This window comes from Microbulbifer sp. NBRC 101763, from assembly GCF_040371615.1.
Classification (GTDB): Bacteria; Pseudomonadota; Gammaproteobacteria; order Pseudomonadales; family Cellvibrionaceae; genus Microbulbifer; species Microbulbifer variabilis.
This window is the reverse complement of record NZ_BAABQV010000002.1, coordinates 479,477-500,733: the sequence shown is the minus strand read 5'-3', so window position 1 is coordinate 500,733 and position 21,257 is coordinate 479,477. Positions and strand designations below refer to the sequence as shown.

At 48.7% G+C, this 21,257-nt stretch carries 18 protein-coding genes; 10 read left to right on the top strand and 8 right to left on the bottom strand.

Translation table 11 applies throughout. The features are described 5' to 3' along the window. Positions 1-6: 6 nt before the first annotated feature. The 5 genes from ABWV76_RS07525 to ABWV76_RS07505 form a co-directional block, all read right to left on the bottom strand. The gene (locus tag ABWV76_RS07525) at positions 7-1,140 is read right to left on the bottom strand and encodes an S-(hydroxymethyl)glutathione dehydrogenase/class III alcohol dehydrogenase (RefSeq protein WP_020414545.1); all 1,134 of its coding nucleotides are present in this window, start codon (positions 1,138-1,140) and stop codon (positions 7-9) included. A 166-nt stretch (positions 1,141-1,306) separates the two neighbouring features. Next, entirely contained in the window at positions 1,307-2,320 is a 1,014-nt protein-coding gene (locus ABWV76_RS07520) for an AraC family transcriptional regulator (protein ID WP_020414544.1), read from the bottom strand. 220 nt (positions 2,321-2,540) lie between these two features. After that, positions 2,541-3,113 carry a PhnA domain-containing protein gene (locus ABWV76_RS07515; RefSeq protein ID WP_353375664.1) on the bottom strand — a complete coding sequence of 191 codons (573 nt, stop codon included), beginning with the start codon at positions 3,111-3,113 and terminating at the stop codon, positions 2,541-2,543. A gap of 195 nt (positions 3,114-3,308) precedes the next feature. Continuing rightward, positions 3,309-3,725 carry a CBS domain-containing protein gene (locus ABWV76_RS07510; protein WP_020414542.1) on the bottom strand — a complete coding sequence of 139 codons (417 nt, stop codon included), beginning with the start codon at positions 3,723-3,725 and terminating at the stop codon, positions 3,309-3,311. 67 nt (positions 3,726-3,792) lie between these two features. Further along, a complete protein-coding gene (locus tag ABWV76_RS07505; RefSeq protein ID WP_020414541.1) occupies positions 3,793-4,221 on the bottom strand; it encodes an Hsp20/alpha crystallin family protein in 429 nt (142 codons plus the stop codon). Between the two features lie 276 nt (positions 4,222-4,497). Between ABWV76_RS07505 and ABWV76_RS07500 the strand changes: the two genes are divergently transcribed. Further along, positions 4,498-4,935: a host attachment protein gene (locus ABWV76_RS07500; RefSeq protein ID WP_020414540.1), complete on the top strand. Its 438-nt coding sequence runs from the start codon at positions 4,498-4,500 to the stop codon at positions 4,933-4,935. Positions 4,936-5,000: 65 nt separating this feature from the next. Here ABWV76_RS07500 and yihG read toward each other — a convergent pair whose 3' ends face one another. Beyond that, positions 5,001-5,906, bottom strand: a complete 906-nt coding sequence (gene yihG, locus ABWV76_RS07495; protein WP_353375663.1) for a 1-acylglycerol-3-phosphate O-acyltransferase, YihG family — start codon at positions 5,904-5,906, stop codon at positions 5,001-5,003. A 158-nt stretch (positions 5,907-6,064) separates the two neighbouring features. Beyond that, complete coding sequence (locus ABWV76_RS07490) at positions 6,065-7,573, bottom strand: dipeptidase (protein WP_353375662.1); 1,509 nt, start codon at positions 7,571-7,573, stop codon at positions 6,065-6,067. Positions 7,574-7,877: 304 nt separating this feature from the next. Between ABWV76_RS07490 and ABWV76_RS07485 the strand changes: the two genes are divergently transcribed. From ABWV76_RS07485 to ABWV76_RS07465, 5 genes are all read left to right on the top strand, one after another. Then, entirely contained in the window at positions 7,878-8,543 is a 666-nt protein-coding gene (locus ABWV76_RS07485; RefSeq protein WP_020414537.1) for a hypothetical protein, read from the top strand. Positions 8,544-8,694: 151 nt separating this feature from the next. Then, positions 8,695-9,306 carry a cytochrome b gene (locus tag ABWV76_RS07480; RefSeq protein ID WP_353375661.1) on the top strand — a complete coding sequence of 204 codons (612 nt, stop codon included), beginning with the start codon at positions 8,695-8,697 and terminating at the stop codon, positions 9,304-9,306. Further along, positions 9,303-9,869 carry a YceI family protein gene (locus tag ABWV76_RS07475; RefSeq protein WP_020414535.1) on the top strand — a complete coding sequence of 189 codons (567 nt, stop codon included), beginning with the start codon at positions 9,303-9,305 and terminating at the stop codon, positions 9,867-9,869. Before ABWV76_RS07480 ends, ABWV76_RS07475 begins: the two co-directional genes overlap by 4 nt. A gap of 842 nt (positions 9,870-10,711) precedes the next feature. After that, complete coding sequence (locus ABWV76_RS07470; protein ID WP_157533606.1) at positions 10,712-11,686, top strand: FHA domain-containing protein; 975 nt, start codon at positions 10,712-10,714, stop codon at positions 11,684-11,686. 623 nt (positions 11,687-12,309) lie between these two features. Then, complete coding sequence (locus ABWV76_RS07465) at positions 12,310-14,955, top strand: protein kinase domain-containing protein (protein ID WP_353375660.1); 2,646 nt, start codon at positions 12,310-12,312, stop codon at positions 14,953-14,955. Here the strand turns inward: ABWV76_RS07465 and ABWV76_RS07460 are convergent. Continuing rightward, a complete protein-coding gene (locus ABWV76_RS07460) occupies positions 14,849-15,349 on the bottom strand; it encodes a hypothetical protein (protein ID WP_026305227.1) in 501 nt (166 codons plus the stop codon). The genes ABWV76_RS07465 and ABWV76_RS07460 overlap by 107 nt on opposite strands. 536 nt (positions 15,350-15,885) lie before the next feature. Here ABWV76_RS07460 and ABWV76_RS07455 point away from each other — a divergent pair. The 4 genes from ABWV76_RS07455 to hisC all read left to right on the top strand — a co-directional run bounded on the left by ABWV76_RS07455 (position 15,886) and on the right by hisC (position 21,194). Next, a complete protein-coding gene (locus ABWV76_RS07455; protein ID WP_020414532.1) occupies positions 15,886-17,667 on the top strand; it encodes a trans-sulfuration enzyme family protein in 1,782 nt (593 codons plus the stop codon). A 124-nt stretch (positions 17,668-17,791) separates the two neighbouring features. Continuing rightward, a complete protein-coding gene (locus ABWV76_RS07450) occupies positions 17,792-19,090 on the top strand; it encodes a S1C family serine protease (protein ID WP_282952428.1) in 1,299 nt (432 codons plus the stop codon). Beyond that, positions 19,081-20,124, top strand: coding sequence for an FHA domain-containing protein (locus ABWV76_RS07445; protein WP_353375659.1), 1,044 nt, complete (start codon positions 19,081-19,083; stop codon positions 20,122-20,124). The genes ABWV76_RS07450 and ABWV76_RS07445 overlap by 10 nt, the downstream gene beginning before the upstream one ends. Beyond that, the gene (hisC, locus tag ABWV76_RS07440; RefSeq protein ID WP_020414529.1) at positions 20,121-21,194 is read left to right on the top strand and encodes a histidinol-phosphate transaminase; all 1,074 of its coding nucleotides are present in this window, start codon (positions 20,121-20,123) and stop codon (positions 21,192-21,194) included. The genes ABWV76_RS07445 and hisC overlap by 4 nt, the downstream gene beginning before the upstream one ends. Positions 21,195-21,257 lie beyond the last annotated feature (63 nt).

The window sequence follows — 21,257 nt, the reverse complement described above, 5'->3', positions numbered from 1 at the left end:
CTCCGCTCAAGCTTCACCATAGTGAATAACACTGCGTATACTTTTACCTTCATGCATCAAATCAAATGCATGGTTTATTTTTTCCAGCGGCATGGTGTGGGTAATAAAATCATCCAACTTAAACTCACCAGCGAGATAACGCTCTACATAGTCCGGTAATTCCGAGCGCCCCTTTACCCCTCCAAAAGCCGTGCCTCGCCATACCCGCCCTGTTACCAGTTGGAAGGGGCGAGTACTAATTTCCTGTCCAGCTCCTGCCACACCGATAATTACCGACTCCCCCCAACCTTTATGGCAGCACTCAAGGGCAGAGCGCATTACGTCTACGTTGCCGATACACTCGAAGGAATAATCGACACCACCATCGGTGAGGTCGACGATCACCTCTTGAATCGGCTGCTCATAATTCCGGGGGTTAATGCATTCAGTGGCGCCGAGTTTTTTTGCCAGGGCAAACTTCTCCTCATTCACATCTATGCCAATAATGCGCTCTGCACCCGCCATTTTGGCACCAATCACGGCGGATAAACCAATCCCGCCAAGCCCAAAAATAGCAACGGTCGAACCCGGTTCTACTCTGGCAGTATTCATTACCGCGCCCATTCCGGTAGTGACACCGCAGCCAAGCAGGCAAACCTCCTCCAACGGCGCTTCCGGATTAATTTTTGCCAGCGAAATCTCTGGAAGGACTGTGTACTCCGAAAAAGTGGAAGTACCCATATAGTGATAAATGGGTTGTCCGTTGATAGAGAAACGCGTGGTGCCATCGGGCATCAGCCCCTTACCCTGGGTAGCCCTGATTTTCTGACACAGATTGGTTTTACCAGACAGGCAGAATTTACATTCGCCGCACTCCGGCGTGTACAAAGGAATCACATGGTCACCAACTTTCAAGCCAGTAACCCCCTCCCCTACTGACTCGACAATACCTGCACCCTCGTGGCCGAGAATCGCAGGAAATACTCCTTCAGGGTCTTCGCCAGACAGAGTAAAGGCATCGGTATGACAAACTCCAGTAGCCGTCAGCTTGATACGAACCTCTCCCTTCTGGGGAGGCATCACATCAACTTCCTCTATAGAAAGTGGCTCACCTGCCTTCCAGGCCACCGCAGCTTTACAGCGAATAGTCTCCGCACCCATAGTATTTTTCCTTGGTCATGCTCATTGAATTCAGCAAGGGGCCAGGATAGCCCGGCGCTGGAATAGAGGCAAAGAGGAACAGGGTCAAGGGCAAGCAGATAAAAGGGGGTGGCTAGGTCCAGCTTCACGGATTGGTTAGTTTTCCACCAGCTCTAATACCTGGGCCTTAAGCTATTTCTCTTTGTCGTTTACGCCACTGTAGTGGTGAGCTGCCATGTAAGGTACGAAAGGCTTTGGAAAAAGCACTGGTGTCGGTATACCCCAAGCTCGCAGAGAGCAGCCCAATATCAATACTGGAAGCGCGCAGATGCCACCGGGCGGTCTCCATACGCGCCTCCTGGAGCAATTGTTTGAAAGAAGTACCCGCCTCACTCAAACGTCGCTGCAATGTACGCACGGGCGTATCCACCAACTGCGCGACCTGAGCCAGACTGTGCTGCTGGGCTCCCAGAGTTTGCAATATCAAAGTACGTATCTGAGAAGCAATATCCCCCTCATATCCCTTGATCAATCCTTGGGTAAACTCTTCAAAATAATTCACCAAGCTCTGGCTAGGGGCATTGAGGGGTCGCTGAAGTAATTCAGCATTAAATGTCAGGCAATCGCCCTGTTGGGCAAACAGGACTTCCGCCTGAAAATAGTCCCGGTATCGTTGCCTGGAAGAAATTGGGGCATGGCAAAACTGTACCTGTAGCGGGCGGATATCTTTACCGGCCAATTCCTGAAATAAGCGGCAGGCGGCACCCATAGCGAGTTCGCTGTACTGCTCCGCAGCGCCAAGCCCACCAGAATGGCTGACTCTCTGTGCCATCAACAGACCATCCCGCTCCGATATTCGCCAGTGATCCGCCTGGTTATGTAGCACCATGTAGCGGTGGCTCACTGTCAGGGCAGCATCCAGGCTCCCTTCATTGAGTAATAGCTTTCCCAGTACCCCAAGCATGCGCAAACCCTGCATCTCTGCCAAACGCAAACCAAAATCTTCACACTGCAGTTCTTCCACACAGAGATTCAGTAAGTCGACAAGGGTCGCGATAGAAATAAGGATATCCGGGCGGCGCACACAGTCTGAAGGTAGGCCAACGCTTCTCAGGAGGGCAGCGGGATTCCCACCCATTTGCGGCACCAGAGTATTGAAACCCGCAAGTGTGCCGCTGCGAATCTCATAAGTGGGCTTCATCGTTCCATCCCCACAGCTTCAACCTCTGCTTTATTGACCACTATCTTCCACAGTGTTTAGCCACGCCATCAATATGGCCCCGGATCGCGAGCACACAGGAAAAAAGAAATCGGGTAAATTAGAACTGGCATGATATCAGGCCAAATGCCTTCGGGTAACAGAGTTACTTATGGGGATAAATATCCTTACCGATAGAAAAACTACGCAGCTAAAAGAGATGTCAGCCGCTTTTCTTCACAAATTTCGTCAGAATCACGATACGCTGCCCCTCAACACGTCCCTCAATATGCTCGGGGTTATCGGTAAGGCTGATGCCGCGCACAGCAGTACCGCGCTTGGCCACAAGGCTGGAGCCCTTTACATCCAGGTCTTTGATAATGGTGACATTATCACCGGCCTGCAGTATTGCACCATTGCAGTCGCGATGCACGAGTAGCTCCCCCTCTTCCGGAAAAGTACCCGCCTGGGCCCAATTAACCAGGTCATCATCCAGGTAGAGCATTTCGAATAAATCTTGAGCCCAGGTCTCGACAGATAGACGCTTTAGCAGCCTCCAGGCCAATACTTGCACAGCAGGTTCCTGACTCCACATACTATCTGCGAGGCATTGCCAGTGGGCACTGTCTAAATGTGCTGGGTTATCCAGTTGCTCCCGGCAAGTCTGACACAAAAGCACCTGTGGATTTGCCTGACCCACTGACTCAGCTACCTCATAGACCGCTAGGTTTTTTTGTGCCTTGCAGAGTTCACATTGACCGCCACTGCGCTGTTGCAACTGTTCCTGAGTGATCATGGTTGACCTCAAAAAAGTGCGCAGTATAAGCGCTAATTCGCCCATATGGGCAAACGACGTGGCTATCGAAACTTTGGAATAGCGAGGTGAAAAAAGTTAGCCTGGAGAAATGATAGGGGAAAGGCGCATAGCTCTAAGACCGGTATCAACAGGGACCCACGGCCCCTGTTGATAATACTTCGCTAGTAGCGAGCTCTAATGGTGTGCTGAGATCGCCGAGGCAAAATGGCCACCCTGCTTACTGGCAATGGCCGAAGTAATATCACCCAGGCTAAGAATACCCACCATACGCTTTTCACTGTTCAGTACTGGCATACGGCGAAGTAGCTGCTGCTCCATTTTGTGTACAGCTGAGAGGAGGTCATCTTCCTCCCAACACCACTCAATGCCTTCAGTCATCACGTCGCGGGCAGTTAGCGAGGACAAATTACCACCCTGCACTACACCTCGACATACAATATCGCGGTCAGTAACCATGCCGATCAGGCGATCATTTTCTCCAATCGGGACGGCACCTATATCTTCATCACGCAGGATCTTCGCCACTTCCTGTAGCGGGGTGTCTGGAGTACACCAGGTAGCTCCCTGGTGCATTGCCTGTTTTACTTTCATCACGTACCTCCGCCAATTTCTTAAATATATTCACTGGGTGGCGGCATGGCCGCCACCCATTAGAAAATCAGTGCACTTCAATACGCTTTCGTTGTGGGGGATGCCCCTCATGCTTGGGCACCGTCAGGGTCAGAATACCATCCTTAAAGTTTGCGTCGATCTCACTCTCACGCACATCATCACCCAGGTTAAAACTGCGTAAAAACTTACCGTAGCGCCGCTCTTGACGAAGCACACGGCCATCTTTTTCTTCCTTCAGTTCGCGATGTACTTCTGCCTCAAGGGTCAGGACACCATTTTCAAGAGTCACATTGATATCGTTCTTACCAACACCTGGCAATTCAGCACTTATTTCATACTTGTTTTTACGTTCACTCACGTCGATACGCGGAGAAAAGAAACCCTCCCGCTCATTGGTAATGCCACGGCTGGGTGAGAGCATCTGTTCAAACATATTGTCCAGATCCAGTAGGGACCCTCTCGGTATCAGACTCATAATCACAACCTCTTTGCTTCCACTATGTCGCAGGAGGCGCAAGCCCGCTCCTCGGACCCGGCTTGCGCCTCTCACATCTTGACTTCATTCTAGGTAATTCAGCGACACTCGGTAGGAATAAGTGCCCACAGTAGCCATCGCAAATAGCATTAAAAAATATTTTTTATTTACTTTTTATCTATATGGGAATTGCTGGATATCTTGCAGTTAAGGATATTAGTCAGTGGCATCGAATTTAACTACGATAATTACAGGTAAATTAAAGAGGATAAGCGCATGGCTCTAGCATGGGTCCTCGTGGCCAACCAGTCGCAAGCCAGGATTTTCGAAGCAAAAAAACGCGCCGGAAACCTCCACGAAATCGAAGCTCTCCTCCACCCTGAATCCCGCTTATCGGGCCGCGATCTCGAAAGTGACGCCCCTGGACGCACTTTTGACAGCCGTGGCAAGGGTCGCCACACCATGGGTAATTTTTCCGATCTACGCCATCGCAACGGTGAGAAATTTGCCAGAGAGATTGCTCATACCTTAGAGCGGGGGCGACAGGAGGGACGCTACGAAAAACTTTATATCGTAGCCGAGCCATATATGGTGGGTAGCCTACGGGATGCTCTCAAGACTCCAACCCGCGCTACCATTGCGGGTGAGACCGGTAAGAACCTGGTAGAAAGCCAACCAGAAGAAATTCGGGCCCAACTGCCCATCTGGTTGTAATTAAATTTTGTAGCAGAAAAATAAGGGGCTACTTGACTAGCCCCTTTATTGTTTTTCTGGAAAAATCAGGCTCTGCCGCTATCGGCAAGCAATTTACCAATCAGCATATCTTTTTCTCGCCACAGCTCATAGACCCATTGATTGAATTCAGCACGAAATACCTGATCATTTACGTAGTCCGCAAGAAAGAACCTTTCCGGAATACGAATCTGCTCAACACGAACAATCACCCTCTTTACTTTCCCACCAAGGAAATCAGCAAATGACGGGATACCATCCGGGTAAACTATGGTTACATTTAACAGGCGGTTTAGTTGCTTACCCATACTTTGCATTGCGAAAGCGATACCCCCGGACTTAGGCTTGAGCAGATGGGCAAAGGGAGATCCCTGCCTGTCGTGTTTGTCTTGCGTAAAACGTGTTCCCTCAAGGAAATTCATAATACTGGTGGGGGTTAATTTAAAGCGTTCACAGGCTTTTTTTGTCGCCTCCAAATCCTTACCGCGCATTTCCGGGTGCTTCTTCAGGAACTCCTTGTTATAGCGTTTCATAAAAGGAAAATCCAACGCCCACCAACAAACCCCCATCACCGGAACCTTGATCAACTCCTGTTTTATGAAAAATTTCAGGAAAGGAATTTTTCGATTGAAAATGGACTGTAACACAAAAATATCCACCCAGCTCTGGTGGTTTGACGTCACCAGATACCAACCATTCTTATCCAGCGACTCATCGCCCTGTACGTCCCACTGGGTTTTCTGGGTGAGCTTCATCCAGCCTTTATTCAGAGTGAGCCAGGCTTCAGCACAAGAAATAAAAATAATCGCAAAGAACTTGCGCAGCGCAGCAAAGGGCAAAATCAATCGCAGGACCACAAAAAATAATATGGGTATGAAGCACAGAATGGTGCCAATGGCCAACAAAGTCGAGGCCAATATCAGCAAAACAATCGAGGGAAGAAAATTTAACATCTTGCGATTCTTTAATAATTGAATAACGAATGAAGTAATTTACCGCAGCTCCCTCAAAGAACCACATAGTTTCACTCTTGAGCTGACCGAGGCTAACCGGTCAATTCAAGCACTTGGTAGACCACTTCCTGTGAATAAATCCGTTTTACCGGACACACTTATAAGTTGCCAACCTCAATCATCATGGCTGTGTACATTTTTAGATTCAGACGGAATTGTTCCACAGTGATAAATTCATGCTCAGAATGGCCTGTATAAGCACTGCCCGGCATGGAGGGACCAAAACTGACTGCATTCGGCAGCAGTTTGGCATTGGTAGAACCACCTATGGCGACAGGCTTGGCATCTTCCATACCAGTAAAATGGCTGAAAACATCCAGCAATGGTTCAACATGAGGCGCATTGTCTACCCGGTAGGGATTACCCAGGGAAACCTGAGTATCGGCAAATATTATGCCGGTCCGTTCCTGCCAACTTGATAGTGCAGAATGAATTTCTTTTTCCAGCTGGGTAGCACTTTTACCCGTGGGGCGGCGCAGGTTCAGGTAACTGGTGAGCCCATTTTCAGTGACTTTCACCATGGTAACAGAAGCAGTCATTGGCCCCATAAATGAATCGTTATAGGCGATATCCCCAAATTTCTCTGCCTCAATACCAGTGCCTACCAGGTCATTCAGGTAACGTACAGTTGCTCCAGCAGCATTAGCCGGCCATTCGTGCACACTAAGAAGATCGGCCAGGAAGGCAATTGCATTGACTCCATGTTCCGGCTCAGAGCTATGGATGGCTTTTCCACGAGCAGTAACAACTAGCTTGTTTTCACTTTGCGATATTTCAAAAGTCGCTTGGGAGTGTTCGGCTGCTCTGGTGCGAACCGCCTCAACCAGTTCCGGAGTGACATTAGCCAGGGTGGCTCGGGCTTCGTCCGGCACTTGGCTGCGGAAATAACCACCGGAAAAATCCTCAACATAGGGCTTGGCAAAGTCCGCCGGCAAACTTCCAATAGTGCTAACCTGTATTTCACTCCACCCTTTTTCTGCGGTCACTACCGGGTAGCTAGCATCAATAGTGATGTTGTAAGCGGGAATTGAGTAAGTTTTCAGAAAGTGTCTCAAGGGCTCCCAATCAGACTCTTCAGCCAGGTAAATAAGAAGCTCTATCCTGCGCTTAATAGGCGAGCCCTGGTCCTTAATTGCCTTCATGGCATAGAGTGCAGTTGCGATAGGCCCCTTATCGTCTTCACTGCCTCGGGCAATCAGCTTGCCGGGTTCACTTTCACTATCGAGATAAAAAGGGCTCTTTTGCCACTTCTCAGGGTTTGCCGGCTGTACATCCCCATGAGTAACAATACCGACCTTTTCAGGTCCCTCACCCAAGGCCACTACCAGTACATGACCATAGTCCTGGTATTCAAGCCCTAGCTCCTTCGCTTTTAACTCCAGCACCTTTTTAAATCCTACAAAAGCGGGGTTATCAGCCAAGGGGGTTTCCTCACTTGCAACAGTCTCGAAGCGCACCAGGCTCGCGAGGGTTTTTGTCATGGCCCCTTCGTATTTTTCGACTGCGTAGTCCGCGGTGTCCTGAGCCAGGGAAGAAACTTCAGCCTCTGCTCCAGCAGATAAAAAAGCTGGTAAAAGCAATAACAAGAGAACAGGCTTCAACCTCATAATTCCCCCAAGTGAGTAAAAGCGCCATTGTACATCTCCTCTTATTAGCATGACTCACCTTTTCACCCCAGTCCCAGTGGTATTTATCACCACACGACAACCACCCATCCCCGGCTTGGAAGTACTGACTGCTAAACTATTCAGTGACCACGGGCCCAAACGGGTAACCTAAGCCTGTCTCCCTTTGCTTGCATTCCCATTTAATGAGCCAGCCAGATCCCTGGCTTCAGGGAGGGGGTAAGAAGCAGGCAAATACTTCGGACTATCTATTTCCTAAAATCCTTACCCCACCCGGGAGTAGTGCATGGGAACCGCGATTGGCAAACATTTCCACCGCAAGCAATGGCTGAGTGTTCAACAGGCTGTCAATCACTTGAGCGCCCTCTCGGAGGAGCCCCTAACCAGCGCTCATTTAGCGGACCTTGCTGAGGAGAAGCTCCTTGACCTTTACTGGTATCGCCCTGGGCAAAAGTTAATGTTCCTGGATCAAATCGGCAGCCGCGAACTGGTGGAGCCCCTGCGCCTTTGTACGGATAATCAAAGTGATTGGCGGGCAATTGTCGGCGTATTACGCCACAACCCCGCTCTGCCAGCATATGAACAAGATACCCCCCTGCTTGAAGACGCCCAAGGTAATCGCCTTCGGATTACTTTCGATCATCATCAACTACCTGAACCCTATAGCAGCCGTTGGTATCCCAACCTGGCTGAACTGGTACTCAAACGCAGTGACCTGGAGCAGCTGGAACCCCGTCTGTTCTCACCTCAGGAGGCCAGTATCAACCTGGAGCGCGACTTGCTACTCGACGTTATTTGGCAACTGGAACAACTGGCCCTGGATGGCGAGGAGCACTCTACTAGCTGGCTGGCTGAGCAGCTCGCCAGACGCTCAACATCCCTGGACCGTAATGCCTGTGAAAGGGTTCTTCTAGCCGCAGAACGCGAGCGGACGCAAAGGCAGGCGCATTAGTAAAAATCACTCGAAATACCAATACCACCTGAAGTAACCACTTTTGACCTCCCTCGCAGAGTCTCATTCCAACCATTGGTCATAAGCGACAAAGGCTGTACCCTAGCGCCAGTCATAATAAAGCAATACCAGAGATCTCCGGAGGTAAGCCGTGCAGGCACGGAATAACCAGACTCGCTATGGCTGGGCTGCCATCGCTTTGCACTGGTTGATGGCACCAGCCATCATCGGTCTTTTTGCCTTGGGTTGGTGGATGAGGCAGCTGTCCTACTACGATCCTTGGTACCAGCAGGCGCCAAATATTCATAAGAGTATCGGTGTGTTGCTATTACTGCTGCTGGTGTTACGGCTCTTTTGGCGCCTGATCAATGTTACGCCACAAGCAGAACCCAATACGCCACGCTGGCAAACACTTGTGGCTAAGGGAGCACACCAACTCATTTACCTCCTCCTGTTTGCCATTATGTTTTCCGGCTACTTGATCTCCACCGCTGACGGGCGAGCCATTGAGGTTTTTGGCTGGTTCAGCCTGCCGGCCACTATTCAAAGCATTCCCAACCAGGAAGATATGGCCGGTAGTGTGCATGAAGTTCTGGCTTGGAGCCTGATTATTCTGGTAGCCATTCACGCCTTGGCAGCACTGAAGCATCACTTTATCGACCATGATTCCACCTTGCTGAAAATGCTAGGACTATCCAAAGATTCTGAGCAATCAGAAGAACAAGCCCCCATCACAACCACAAAAAAGGAAACAGCCTTATGAAGAAGCTCACTGCACTTTTATTCGCAGCCCTACTCGGCACCACAGCCCAAGCCGCCGAATATAAAATCGATACTAAAGGTGCCCATGCTTTTGTACAGTTCCGTATCAAACACCTAGGCTACAGCTGGTTGTATGGCCGCTTCGATGATTTCGACGGCTCTTTCTTTTACGACGATAAAGCGCCAGAGAAATCTTCGGTTAACGTCAATATTGATGTTACCAGCCTCAACAGTAACCATGCTGAGCGCGACAAGCACTTGCGCGGGACCGATTTCCTAAACACTGAAAAATTCCCCTCAGCCACCTTTAAAAGCACCAGCTTCGAACCTCTCGCAGATGGCAAGGCTTTGTTAAAAGGTGAACTTACCCTGCACGGCATTACCAAGCCAATTACGATCGACGTAACCAATATTGGCGGTGGTAAAGACCCCTGGGGTGGCTACCGTCAGGGCTTTAGTGGCACTACAGAGTTCGAACTGAAAGACTTTGGTATCGATTACAATCTGGGCCCTGCCTCCCAGAAAGTAGAGATGATTCTGGATATTGAAGGCATCCGTATCTAAGTCCAGACACAATCGCCCAAATACATACAAAGCGAGGGCTCCATAAGCCCTGGCTTTGTTATCACCAGTCTCACTTATCTTTTCAGCCCATCAATTTAAATATCCAACACGAGCTATTTACCAGTGCAAAAAATTAGCATTGTGACAACTGTAATCTAGTCCCAAGTATCACCTAACCGGTCGATTCAAATTTGAAATTGCGTACTTTTTAGGCAGGGTGGCAGGAATTGCCGCTAAGTTGGCATTCTTGATTCGCTGTGATTCTATTAGGTTAGTACCAGTTACAGCTTGAATTTTACTGTAGTAAGTTTGTACAAGTGCCGCTCAGATAAAGATGGCCTGTGGCTTCGAGAGCTTAGCTGGTAGCCCTGATAAGAGAAAGAAGTGCAAATTTTTATTCGATTTCAGCCTCCCCCAAGCTGCAAATAGCAGTAGAAATTCAAACCAGTCCACACTGAGCAAGCACAAATGATTACGGCGCTTTTGACGTCAGAACAACTTTTCAGCGAAAATAGCGGCAATTAGTATCAATCATTGCAATCGTTCCTTAGATCGGTATAAATGGAACGACTATACAGAGCAACTTCAACCCCATAGTGACCACTCACTTAGAGCAGGATTTTAGCACCGGATAAGCTGCCCATCACACTGCCAATATCCGTGGCGGTAGCGGCAATCAACTTGGTTTACTGCAGCTTTCTAGCTGGCGCTTAAAGAGATAAACCTCATTACCTCAGGTTTTCTCTTACTCACTTGAGTAAGTGCTTACCATGTTTTAAGCCTGCTGGAGCCAGATTCGCAAGAAGTTTGAGCATTCTTGCCAGGGTAAAAAGGACAAAAAAATGGCTTGCCTACAGCACCCAGATAGGGAACAACCAGTATATTTAATGGCCCACCACACTATTGGTCGCCGCCAGGGCGCAGTGGACACCCGTATCACCAGTGCTGAGATTTCCGGTATTCACTCGGCAATCCAATGGACCGGCACCCATTGGAATATTCGTGATCTCAGCCGCAACGGAACCTGGCTCAACGGCCAACAACTGGTTCCCGCCAAGAGCTATCCACTACAGACAGGTGACAAGATTTGTTTCGGCCGGGCTGACAACCCAGCCTGGATTATCGAGAATCTTGATGCGCCAGAGAATCTACTCATTGACCTGCAAACCGGGGAAGCACAACCTCTTGAGCAATACCACTTGCTCCCTGATGAGAGTGAACCATTGGCAAGCTTACACTTCAGTCCCGTAACTGCGCAGTGGCAATATGAGTTCACTGGCAATTCCGCTGAAGTCGGCAACAAGAAGCTAGTGAACCATGGCGACCGCATCGACTGCGGCCTTAACAGCTGGCAGTTATTTCTGGCAGATAATCAAGGCGCCACCAAGGAGCTATCCCTACAACAGCTGTCGATCACCGACTTCGGCCTGCGCTTCTCAGTCAGCTCTCACGAAGAGCATGTTCAGCTACAGCTGCAGCGAGAGGGAATGAAGCAATCCCTGCCTGCACGGATCCACAATTATCTGCTGTTATACCTTGCCCGAGCACGCTTCAGGGACATGCAAAACGGCCTAGATATGGATTCGCAGGGCTGGGTCTCGATCCAAGTAGCTACCCACGAGCTGGGTATTACTGTCAATCATCTGAACACCCAGATCTTCCGTGCACGCAAACAGATTTCCGAATCCCTGCCGGACGCAGTTGATACTTCAAACCTGGTTGAACGCCGCTCTTGGGAGATCCGTATTGGCTGCCACCAGTTTGAGATATATAAGGGTACCCAGCTGGAGGCAAAAGCAGAGCTAGGAGAAGCTTAAATTTTGAGGGAGCCAGGGTTTGTTAAGTTAAGGACCACTTTACTATTAATTTAGTTACCAGAATGGTAGAACTGAATCACCAAGATACAGACAAGGCTTACATTACAGGAGCTACTACCCCCTCTGGGTGACCATCTTATATGGTAAAGGCACTCTTCAGCACCGGGGGAATAAATTGTTTGCTACGCAAAGCAACGGTAGGCATACATGATACTCAACTCAACAGATTCCATTAATAAACATAGTTGAGCGAAGATCAGTAACCTCTGAGTGCAAATAGCACCCAAGGGCCATTGGTAGGAAGCTTCAGGCACATTGGGACTGGAAGGCCATATAATGCCTTCCAGAAACCAGGAGCAACTCCTCTCTAGCTGTATATACAGCACAGCATTGTACCTAGCTTATAGTACTCGAATCAGAACTGTTTAAAATTAAGCCAGCATTGACTCGTCAAGTACCAATATTAATTGTACTACAAGCATAATAGAGTCTCTCTAATAGAGCTGATCAAGCCAAAAAATATGGAATAACGTGAACCATTTCCTTCAGAAAGGAGACAGATAGCTTCACGAAAATGTACTATCAGGTAGAATGGCCTATCCATCCGAGAAGATCAAAATACAATGGACGTAGTTGCGCTGGAGAAAACTGAGGAATACCAAGGCCGTTACAGGGTTGAGCGCACTCTGGGAGCTGGGGGTATGGGAGTTGTTTACCTCGCAGAGGATATCAAGCTGGGGCGCAAAGTTGCGATTAAGCAGTTACGCTCAGATATGACTGGCAACTCAGCAGAAGCTCGTTTTCGTAGTGAGGCACAACTCTTAGCCAGGCTAAACCATCCCAATATCGTACGTTTATATGATGTGATAGAGGAGGAGCACAAAATAGCCTTGGTAATGGAGCTAGTTGAAGGCGTGACCCTCAAGGAATGGATACGCGAACAAACATCCACACTGCCAGAGAAGCTCGACTTGCTGATGCAAGTATCTTTAGGCCTTGGCAAAGCACACTGCCTCGGTATTATCCACCGAGATCTTAAACCAGAGAATATCCTTGTTACTGTAGATGGTGTTGCGAAAATAACCGATTTTGGTATTGCCAAAGCACTGGACTGCGATCAACAGCTTACCAGGGAGGACCACATAGCTGGCAGCGTACAAGCTATGTCCCCTGAGCAATTACAAGGAACTCCCCTGGATGCGCGTAGCGACCTATTCAGCCTTGGCTGTATCGCCTATGAGCTTCTCTGTGGTTGTAAACCTTTCGAAAGAAAGGATATAAGTGCACTGGCTTTTGCCCAGCAAATCATCAATAAACCTCATATCCCACCCCAAAAATCCTGGCCAGATATTCCAAAGCCCCTTGGTGCTCTTTTAGATAGACTATTAGGGAAACATCCGGAGCAACGGCCAGACTCAGCTCTACAGGTGTATGAGGCCCTGGAAATAATTCGCAAATTTGGAATTGACGCTGACACTCATCAGTATTCTGATACGGTCACGCAATTATTAATAAAACCTAGAAAGAAATATAAACGTATTTCTACCCTTATTGCCGGACTAGCCTTACTCTTCGCCGGGGGAGTTTGGGGCTGGCGCTCACTTACGCAGCTGACACCGCAATATATTGCAGTATTACCAATAGAGATCGGTGGTGAAATTTCAGGTGGTGATAACGCATCCACTCTGGTAAGAGCTATGGTTCGCCAGGCGTTAACGAGCACTCCAGGTGGTCTTGAATCCAGCGCTTTGGTAAATTTCACTCCCGATGAGAACAGCTCTCAGGAGCAGCAACTAAAAAAACTACACGAAAAAGGCGTCACCGATGTCTTATTCGCCCATCTCGATTGTATGCAGCAGCGCTGCAACATTGAATTACAAAGAATCAATCCTGAAAATAACCAAGTAAAAGAACAGGCCTCTTTTTTATTCCTCAGCGAGCACCGCCAGGAGTCTCAATATACTATTAGCAACAGCTCTTTAGCACTTTTTCCAAGTGGTTATCAAAAGCAAGTTAGTGGTAAGGTTAAAATGGAGTCAAGTGATTACAACTTGTATCTAACCCTGCTAGCAAAATTAAATAAAAATGATACCCCCCTAACCGAAGAAGATCTCGATCACCTGGAAGAATTAATTGGCAAATACCCCAGAAATGTGAACCTTTATAAGCTCTATGCTGATTTCGCAGCAAGGATATTTATCATAACAAACAATAACAAGCTGCTAACATCCACTATGGGAATTCTCTCTAGTGCTGATATTTCCGGGGCAGATGAAATTACTCTACTTGAGGCTCAGCTAAAGATTAGGTCTATTGATGCAGACAAAAAAGGCTTTGAAACAATACTTAAGAAACTCGAGAAAAGAGGCTACCCTTCCGCCCACCTATTTGCCGAAAGTTCGCGATTTCATTTTAGTAATGGCAGCTACTCTGAAGGGCTAATTTATGCTCAAAAGGCCGTAGCATTATCACCTTCAGCAAATCACCTATACTTAGTTGCAATCACCCAAGTAGCCAGCGGTGACTACAGCTCCCCAAAAGAAGTATTAAATAAACTATTTGAGAGCAACCCTCAATACTGGCCTGCTTATGCCTTACTGGGAGTTATAGAACTAGAAAATGGCAACCTTGATACGGCACAAGCTGCCATACAAATGGTTCCAGAAGCTCATAGAAGCTGGCGTACAAAATCTAATCTTGGGACTATATTTTTTCTTCAAGGTAATTACAGAGAGGCCTTGAAAATTTACCTAGATATCCTGGAGAGTTCGCCAAGCAATATTCAAATGATCAGTCAGGTCGCAGAGGCATACGCTATGCTTTCTGACCATAAAAACGCAGAAAAGTTCTTGAATAGGCTCCTTCAAACTACAGAAGGCAAATCTGATTTTCGCTCTCAAAGATATAGAGCTGTTGCTTTAGCGAATCTAGGGCAGGTTTCCCTTTCTATAAGCATGATAAAAGAGCTCCTCCAAAAAGCTCCAGATGATACCTACGTAAAATATTCTGCAGCCCAAGTATATGCCATTGCTCAAGAGTGGCGCTCTGCCGGTTACCATATAGAACAGCTGTTAGCACAAGGGATGAGCGCAGTGTGGTTCATCCTACCTGAATTTCAACAACTCTGCGCTCAACCCATAGCAATAGAAGCCTCTCTTAACTCTATTTGCCAGTACCCGAAGCCGGAACGGGGTCAATACCCGCTTCCGGATCACCGGAAACAAAATGCATTCCCGTTTCAGGATCAACACACATCCACAAAAAATTAAACCGATCTGGAATACGATCCTTATCTTTAATTTTTATCACCAGCTTAGTGTAATCTCCATCTACTTCTTTGGCTCGCGCGCGAAATTGATGGCGAAAATCAGGACTCAGCGCGATAATTCCATCAAGTTTATGGTTTTGCTGGTAACGAACAAACTCCAACTCTCGACCTGGAACTTCTGACAAATCCAGGGAAACTTTCAGGGTAAGCACTCCACCTTTATAAATTTTAAAGCGCATATTCCCAAAGTGTTCTTCCGGGTTAGCTGCATTGTAAAGAGGCCAATACTGAGGCTCGCCATCCTTCTGCTCTCTGGGCCGTAAAACCAGATCCAGCTTTAACCCTTCTTTAGGTACCTCGCACTCCAGTACGGGTAAGTCGGCACAAGCGACCATTATTCATCCCTCTCGTAAGAATTTGTTATTTGGTGTAACCAAAAGACGTTTTATCTCATGTAAACTACGTCTGTGACTGCGCAATCATAACCGGTACCGGTTTAAAAAAAAGCCGGCAGTACTAATACTACCGGCCCGGAATGATGGTCCCAACCATCGACGGTTACAACAACACTATCAAGAGCAAAATTTGGCATCCGTGCCCCGGGCAAGCTCATCCAAAAGTTCCGACTAAGACTCTGCACCTGTCGGTTCCAGCTCGACCGTTCAGCTTGCGCTGAATCCTTTTAATCCCACGCTTGCGAAAACGTGAGAAAACCAAATCCATCCGAAGTTATGTTGCGGGGGCTGCCGATCCATGGCAGGGGAACTGCTTAACAATCTCCCGCCCCCCTCAACTGGAACCTACTTTACGGATTTGAGAATTACAGGTCTATCACGCCCAATTACAGAAAATTACGCGCCAAATGTTTTATACGTCGGCATAGGCTGTTAGAGTCGCGACATAACAAAAAGCATCGCTTAGTGAGGATACGATGGAAGCGAATCTCGAAGATGTAAAAATTCTCTCTCCCCGCCGCAACAGTACTGAAGCCACAAATATTGAGGAGTTGGCGCGTGAACAATTACAGCATTTCTGCATCGATTCAGACTCAGAGCACGGCCAATTACTGGAGCAAACTGCAGCACTGCTATATCAGGCCCAGGGCAATCTGAACCAACTGTGGAGCCAGGTTACAGACACCCTGCAGCGCTTGGATCGCTCAGATAAAATTGCTTATTTCAATGCCAAGCGCTTTATGAGTTTCCAACTGGCAAAACTGCTGGATACTCTACAAAACCCATTGCGGGCTAGCTTTCAAAGTCTGCAGGGAGACGATTTCAATATCACCACACGTGGTGGTTATCCACTATTCGACAATATTCCAGCGATTTTTTCCGCAACCCCGGTGATCGCACGCACTGCCACCTACATCTATGCCTGTACCGAGTGGGTAGATGACGCCTTTCGCGGCCGCGAACCCAGCCACGACATTTACTCACGCCTGCTCAACCCGACTTCTATCTCCCTCGCCAATGCCATTGTGGACCTAGAGTGCGGTCCTGCAGCAAACGAATATATGGCCTGGAACTTTAACTCTGGCATGGCAGCCATTGATGCACTGCTTTCCAACCAGCTGCGCCGCGACGATATATTGATTGTCTCGCGTAATATCTACGGCGGCGTACACCAGCTGCTTCAAGATTTTTACGCTCGAAAAGACAAGCTAGCAATCCAGCTGGTTTGGTTTGATGGCACTAGCGGAGAGGATTTTAAAAAGCTTTTAAATGAGACCCAGCAGAATTATGCCGATAATCTTGCTAGGGGGGCGAAGATCCACACCTATATCGAATCACCCTGTAATCCACACGGTATCATGTTGGATGTACCGGGTATCTGTAAGATGGCACATCGGGAAAATATCCTCGTAAGCCTGGATGCCACCTTGGCCACCCCCTTTCTGTATCAACCATTACGCCGGGAGGACCGTGAGGAGCGCCCGGATTTTGTTGTGCACTCCTATACCAAGGATATTGGCGGCACCGGCGCTGCAACAGCTGGCGTGGTTATTGGGGAAAATCACCGCATGTTTATTCCCAAGGGGGACAGTGCCAAAGGGCTCAACTGGGACCAGTGCATGTTCTGGGATGTATATTATATTAAAGGCGCTTTCCTGGATGCGGATAAGGCATGGGAAGTGCACTGCGGCATGCGTACCCTGGAAATGCGTATGCTTACCAAATGTATCAATACATTGAGCCTTAGCCATTTCTTTGCCAGCCACAATAAAATCCGCGTGAATAGCCACGCGGTAGAGAGTCACCCGAATTCAAAAATGCGCGAGTCATTAATGCGCTATGAGTTCCCAACACCGTTGTTCAGTATTGATATGGAGGCAGCACAGATTCCCACCGCGGCCTTCAAGAGCTTCTTTGATGCATTGGAACCGGCCTTTGGGCAAATGGTGAGCCTGGGGCAAACCAATACCATGGTACTCTGCCCTGCACTTACCTCTCATTCGGAGCTCTCTCCTGAAGCGATGGAAGCTGCAGGCATATTCCCAACTACCATCCGTATTTCAGTGGGGGATGAAAATATGGCACAGCTCGCAGCCCACGTGATTAATTGCGCACGTCTTCATCTGGACCCTGTGAGTCCAGGGTTCAGTGACGGCTTTATCTCTCCGGAGGAGGCCGATGCACTCTTTACTCACTTCTATATGCAATCCCACCAGAAGGTAGTGGAAGCACAACCGAAAATTGCCGATTACCTGTAAAGGAAATTGATTTAAGGGAATGAATGAAAGTGGCGCAGCCGGTAACTACCGTTGCGCCGCGCTTGTTGCACTACCCTATATCCCGTAGTATCACTATTTCTGTCCATAATTTAATCAAACAAAAATGCCGAAAATTTCCGCATGCCTTCTGGCCTGGGTACTTTGTTGCCTTTCTGCAATGGTGCTGGCCCAGGGATACGAGCAGCTTTACAGCGACTACCGCGGCAGCCTCTACCAGATTCGCCTGATCGAAAAATCCTCCAACTCCAAAGCCGGTCTCGGTTCCGGGTTCCAAATCTCAGCTGATGGGTTACTTGCCACCAATTACCATGTAGTCGCTCAGGCCGTCAGTGATCCTGAAAAATACACTCTGGAGTATCTATCCACTGACGGCACTAAAGGCACACTGGAGTTGCTGGATATAGATGTAGTGAACGATCTGGCCCTACTGCGCCAGGACAATCCAGGTAAGGAGTATCTTCAACTTGCCACCGACACCCCCAAGAAGGGTGAAACCATTGTTTCACTCGGCAACCCTTTGGATCTGGGTATGACACTGATTCCAGGCACCTACAATGGTATTGCCGGCGGCAGTTTTTATGATCGTATCCACTTCGCCGGTTCCATCAACCCAGGAATGAGTGGCGGCCCAGCAATCAATACCCGAGGCCAAGTGGTAGGTATTAATGTCGCCACTGCTGGAAATCAAGTGAGCTTCCTGGTACCAGTAGATAAGCTATCCACGCTAGTAGAGCACTACCATCAGCGCGACGAAGCCCTGGACTTAAAGGCTGTGACGTACCAGCAGCTTGTCGACAACCAGCAGCGAATTATCAACTCCATCCTGCAGGCCGACTGGAAACGCCGTTCGCTTGGTGAAGCAAAGGTAGTTGGGGAAATCGTGCCGGCCATTAAGTGCTGGGGCAATACGCAGGATGATGACGATAGCCCTATAAAGCGCATCGACAAGGGCTGCACTGGGCAAGATGTTATTTTCCTTTCTGACGAGTTCAATACCGGCAGAGTGGAGTATGAATTTTTCTGGCTGGAGGCCGACAACTTGCTGCCTGCACGCTTTTACGCAGAATATGAACAACAAATGAGCACGTTTTATCCTGGCAATAGCGCTGGCGAAGAAGACGTAACTAATTTCCACTGTCGCCAGGGCTTTACTTCGCAACCGCGTACTGGCAATGGCCCGGTATCAAAACCAGACCGCAGTAAAAAACCACTGATTGCGCGTACCAGTTATTGCGTAAGACGTTATAAAGATTTTCCCAATTTATATGACATCTTCTTTCTGAGCCTCAGTGTGGACCAGAAAAACCGTGCACTGGTGAGCCACTTTACCCTCTCTGGTTTTACCCAGGAGTCCGCCGACGCCTTTACCGAGAAGTTCACGAGCGAGATCCAATGGCACTGATTATTGAAGAACTCAACCGTGCCCATCGGGTACAAATGCGTTACTGCATGGATGGGGAAAAATTCACTCTGGGTCGCGCTTTCAGCAACGATGCTATCCTAGAAGATATTCACGCCGATGGCCGCCACGCTGAAATACGCCATGAAGAAGACGGCAGCTACGTTCTACATGACCTTAATTCAGTTAATGGCAGCCAGCTATTAGGTAACCTGCAGGACAAGTCGGTCAAGCCTGGAGAAATCTCCTCACATCAGATTACCTCTGGGGATATAGTGCAATGTGGCAAATCCCGGCTGCGCCTGTTCTACTCTGATGATGCTGTGCCAGCAGCTACCCCACTGCACTCTCTGGAAAGTTTGTTTTCAGGCCTATCCCGCCCCTTGAACGCCATATTGCTAGTATTGGCTGTGGCCTGCTCCACGGTGCTACTCAGTTACCTCAACTATGCACGTAGCTATGAATGGACACTTGCCATCAATATATTGGCAAGTGCTACCATCGGCCTGGTGATTTATGCCGGTGCATGGGCTTTCATTGGCAGAGTGGTAAAACATGAAACCCACTTCTTTGCCCACCTGTCTATCGCCGCTATAGGCGCCCTAAGCTATACCGTTTGGGAGTGGTTCAGTGGGGTGTTGAACTACAACTTCGCTATCGGCGATATGATGGAGGCTCTCGACTTCCTCGTGCTCGCGATCATTCTGCCAGCCATGCTCTGGTGTGCCTGCTACCTGGCCACCAATCTTGGACGCGGCTGGCGTTGGGCCGTATCGATGGTATTACCCATCGGCTTTTTAGGGCTCAGCCTGGTTGAAAGCCTCAGCAAGCTCAATGACTTCAGTGAGGCACCGGAGATTTCCACCGAACTCAAGTACGATAATATGCTGCTACGTAGACCGGTGCCGATGCAGGATTTTATCGCCGGCTCAACAGCGCTATTTGATATTGCCATCGAGAAAGAAGAGTCGGAACCGAGGAACATGGACAGCTCTACCGCAGAAGACACAAGCAGCAACGCGGAGGTTGGGCAATGAACAAGTCATTTTGGAGCCCTGGACTGGAGCAACTGGAACCTTATACTCCAGGCGAACAAGCCAATAGTAAAAACCTGGTCAAGCTCAATACTAATGAGAACCCTTACCCTGCCTCGCCGGGGGCGCTCTCACTATTAGCACAAGGCGATTTCGCTGATGCTCTGCGTCGATACCCGGATCCGGAATCCCTTGAGTTACGCGAAGCTATTGCGGAGCGCTACGATCTCAATAGCAATCAAATATTTGTAGGCAATGGCTCAGATGAAGTCCTTGCGCTGAGTTTCTACAGTTTTTTCCGTCGCAGCGACCCTCTGCTATTCCCCGATATCACCTACAGCTTTTATCCGGTGTACTGCCAGCTTTTTGATATAGAACCTAAAACCATCCCTCTACGCGAGGATTTCACCCTTGCTGTAGAGGACTATGCCGGTAATGCCGGGGGTATCATTATTCCCAACCCCAACGCACCAACTGGCCGCTACTTACCACTCGATCAAATCAAAGAGTTATTGCGCCTGCATTCAGAACGGGTAGTAATTATTGACGAAGCCTATATCGATTTTGGCGGAGAAAGTGCCACCCAGTTGATTGATCAATACCCTAATTTATTGGTGATCCACACCCTATCCAAGTCCTATGCCTTGGCCGGCCTGCGCCTCGGTTTTGCAATGGGACAGGAACATTTGATTGAGGGATTGCTTCGCGCCAAGAACTCCTTTAACTCTTATCCAATAGACTCCATTGCCCAACAGGTTGCAACCGCCGCAATACGCGATCGCGCCTGGCATGCAGATAACTGCGGCAAGGTCATCGCTACGCGCCAGCGTAGTGGGGCAGCCTTACAGGAGCTGGGCTTCCAGGTCGTGCCTTCCAAGGCAAATTTCATTCTGGCGAAGCCACCGGAGCCAGGGGCTGAAGCCCTATACCTGGCACTGCGTGAGCGGAATATCCTGGTGCGCTACTTCAACAAGCCCCGTATCAGTGATTACCTGAGAATTTCCATTGGCACAGATGATGAAATGGACCAGCTTATACGGAACTGCAAAGAGATACTTGCGTCACAGAGCTAGCAGGCAACCTGTCTATACTCGTCGGGTCCGCTTAACTGCGATCCGACTACAGTGACTTACCGG

What these genes read in the sequence shown, in the direction of transcription:
- ABWV76_RS07460 (WP_026305227.1), bottom strand. Translation starts at nt 15,349, where the DNA reads ATGGTCGCTTGTGCCGACTTACCCGTACTGGAGTGCGAGGTACCTAAA.
- ABWV76_RS07510 (WP_020414542.1), bottom strand. Translation starts at nt 3,725, where the DNA reads ATGAAAGTAAAACAGGCAATGCACCAGGGAGCTACCTGGTGTACTCCA.
- hisC (WP_020414529.1), top strand. Translation starts at nt 20,121, where the DNA reads ATGAACAAGTCATTTTGGAGCCCTGGACTGGAGCAACTGGAACCTTAT.
- ABWV76_RS07470 (WP_157533606.1), top strand. Translation starts at nt 10,712, where the DNA reads ATGGCTTGCCTACAGCACCCAGATAGGGAACAACCAGTATATTTAATG.
- ABWV76_RS07475 (WP_020414535.1), top strand. Translation starts at nt 9,303, where the DNA reads ATGAAGAAGCTCACTGCACTTTTATTCGCAGCCCTACTCGGCACCACA.
- ABWV76_RS07515 (WP_353375664.1), bottom strand. Translation starts at nt 3,113, where the DNA reads ATGATCACTCAGGAACAGTTGCAACAGCGCAGTGGCGGTCAATGTGAA.
- ABWV76_RS07455 (WP_020414532.1), top strand. Translation starts at nt 15,886, where the DNA reads ATGGAAGCGAATCTCGAAGATGTAAAAATTCTCTCTCCCCGCCGCAAC.
- ABWV76_RS07485 (WP_020414537.1), top strand. Translation starts at nt 7,878, where the DNA reads ATGGGAACCGCGATTGGCAAACATTTCCACCGCAAGCAATGGCTGAGT.
- ABWV76_RS07505 (WP_020414541.1), bottom strand. Translation starts at nt 4,221, where the DNA reads ATGAGTCTGATACCGAGAGGGTCCCTACTGGATCTGGACAATATGTTT.
- ABWV76_RS07445 (WP_353375659.1), top strand. Translation starts at nt 19,081, where the DNA reads ATGGCACTGATTATTGAAGAACTCAACCGTGCCCATCGGGTACAAATG.
- ABWV76_RS07525 (WP_020414545.1), bottom strand. Translation starts at nt 1,140, where the DNA reads ATGGGTGCGGAGACTATTCGCTGTAAAGCTGCGGTGGCCTGGAAGGCA.
- yihG (WP_353375663.1), bottom strand. Translation starts at nt 5,906, where the DNA reads ATGTTAAATTTTCTTCCCTCGATTGTTTTGCTGATATTGGCCTCGACT.
- ABWV76_RS07450 (WP_282952428.1), top strand. Translation starts at nt 17,792, where the DNA reads ATGCCGAAAATTTCCGCATGCCTTCTGGCCTGGGTACTTTGTTGCCTT.
- ABWV76_RS07490 (WP_353375662.1), bottom strand. Translation starts at nt 7,573, where the DNA reads ATGAGGTTGAAGCCTGTTCTCTTGTTATTGCTTTTACCAGCTTTTTTA.
- ABWV76_RS07500 (WP_020414540.1), top strand. Translation starts at nt 4,498, where the DNA reads ATGGCTCTAGCATGGGTCCTCGTGGCCAACCAGTCGCAAGCCAGGATT.
- ABWV76_RS07465 (WP_353375660.1), top strand. Translation starts at nt 12,310, where the DNA reads ATGGACGTAGTTGCGCTGGAGAAAACTGAGGAATACCAAGGCCGTTAC.
- ABWV76_RS07520 (WP_020414544.1), bottom strand. Translation starts at nt 2,320, where the DNA reads ATGAAGCCCACTTATGAGATTCGCAGCGGCACACTTGCGGGTTTCAAT.